Below are 1,800 nucleotides of genomic sequence, written 5' to 3'. Positions count from 1 at the left end.
GATGCCGGAACCTGCTGTTTTCGCTACACTGTCGCACCCCGATTCCAGCCCAAGCCCAAAGCCAAGCCCCCAACGCCAAACCCCCAAAGCTAAACCAGAGGCACGCCATGTCACACTACTACCGCCTGGTGGTCTCCTGCCCCGACCGCGTGGGCATCGTCTCCCGGGTCTCCGGGTTCATCGCCGGCCACGGCGGCTCCATCACCGAGGCGAGCCAGCACTCCGACCTCGAGACCGGGCGCTTCTTCATGCGCTACGAGATCCTGGCCGACTCCATCGGCATGCCCCCCGAGGCGCTGCGCGAGGCCTTCGCCCCCATCGCCGCCGAGTTCGACATGACCTGGGCGCTCACCGACACCCGCAACCGCCCCCGGGTGGTGCTGATGGTCTCGAAGGAGTCCCACTGCCTGGTGGACCTGCTCTACCGCTGGACCGCCGACGAGCTCGACTGCGACATCGCCGCGGTGATCTCCAACCACGAGACCATGCGCGGCCTGGTGGAGTGGCACGGCATTCCCTACCACCATGTGCCGGTGCAGCCCGACGACAGGCAGGCCGCCTTCGACGAGGTGGTGCGCCTGGTGGATGATGTGCGCGCCGACTGCGTGGTGCTGGCCCGCTACATGCAGATCCTGCCGCCGTCGATCTGTGAACGCTACGTCGGGCGGGTGATCAATATCCACCACAGCTTCCTGCCCTCCTTCGCCGGTGCCAAGCCCTACCACCAGGCCTTTGATCGCGGCGTGAAGCTGATCGGTGCCACCTGCCACTACGTCACCGAGGAGCTCGATGCCGGCCCCATCATCGAGCAGGACATCCACCGTGTCAGCCACTGCCATACCCCCGGCGACTTGGTGCGCTTCGGCCGCGATGTCGAGAAGGCGGTGCTGGCCCGCGGGCTGCGCTGGCATCTGGAGGATCGCGTGCTGATCCACGGCAACAAGACGGTGGTCTTCGCCTGACCGGGCGAGGGTCGAATCGACGAGAGGCGCCCCATGTCCTTTTCCCAAGCGGTGCTCGCCCCCTGGCTGCTGGTGCTCTGCGGGCTGGTGTCCCTCGGGCTCTACGCCCTGGCCCTGGCCCAGCGCCCCTGGCGGGCGCTGCTTGCGGACACTTCCCTGCAGCACCGCTGGCTCGCCGCCACCGTGGCGGTGCTGCTGATGTGGCAGCTGCGCGCCCAGGCGGTGGAGTGGCTCTCCCTGCACCTGATGTTTACCGCGCTGCTCACCCTGGTCTTCAAGGCCCCGCTTGCGCTGGTCACGATCCTGATCGTCAACCTCGTGGCAGTGGTCACCGGGCGCGTCGACTGGCCGCTGCTCGGCGTCAACCTCTTGGTCACCGGGGTGATGCCGGCGCTGGTCTCGGTGCTGGTGTGGCGGCTGGTGGACCGCCGCCTGCCCGAGAACCTGATGGTCTTCCTGTTCGTCTGCGGCTTCTTCGGCGCCGCGCTTTCCACGCTTGCCGCCGGGCTCGTCGCGGTGGGGCTGATGATGCTCGGGGCCGATGATGCCCACGCCCTCTACCAGGCCATGGAGTACGCCCGCTTCCTGCCGCTGCTGATGCCCTCGGAGGCCTTCATCACCGGCATGCTGATGGCCATCCTGCTGGTCTACCACCCCAGCTGGGTCGCCACCTTCAACGACCATCGCTATATCGATACGAAATAGGCGACCTGGCTCGTAGGGTTACCGCCTGGGATCTGTTGGTGAGGCTTCAGGCTTCTGGTAGGTGCTGGGTTCTGATCGGCGAATGGCTGAGTTGCCAAGGCATGTGACTACTGGTGGGAGATCGGCTTTGCCG

General features: G+C 66.6%; 2 protein-coding genes. Both read left to right on the top strand.

Annotated features, from left to right (window positions below):
• The first annotated feature begins 107 nt into the window (after positions 1–107).
• Positions 108–962, top strand: a complete 855-nt coding sequence (purU, locus tag IBX53_RS16010; protein ID WP_290911347.1) for a formyltetrahydrofolate deformylase — start codon at positions 108–110, stop codon at positions 960–962.
• A gap of 33 nt (positions 963–995) precedes the next feature.
• The gene (locus IBX53_RS16005) at positions 996–1,667 is read left to right on the top strand and encodes an energy-coupling factor ABC transporter permease (protein WP_290911344.1); all 672 of its coding nucleotides are present in this window, start codon (positions 996–998) and stop codon (positions 1,665–1,667) included.
• The last annotated feature ends 133 nt before the right edge of the window (positions 1,668–1,800 follow it).

The organism is Halomonas sp. (genome assembly GCF_014859505.1).
Lineage (GTDB): Bacteria > Pseudomonadota > Gammaproteobacteria > Pseudomonadales > Halomonadaceae > Halomonas.
This window is presented reverse-complemented; position numbering and strand designations above follow the sequence as displayed.

Excerpts from the sequence above, each read along its gene's own strand:
- purU (WP_290911347.1), top strand. The coding sequence starts at position 108 with ATGTCACACTACTACCGCCTGGTGGTCTCCTGCCCCGACCGCGTGGGC.
- IBX53_RS16005 (WP_290911344.1), top strand. The coding sequence starts at position 996 with ATGTCCTTTTCCCAAGCGGTGCTCGCCCCCTGGCTGCTGGTGCTCTGC.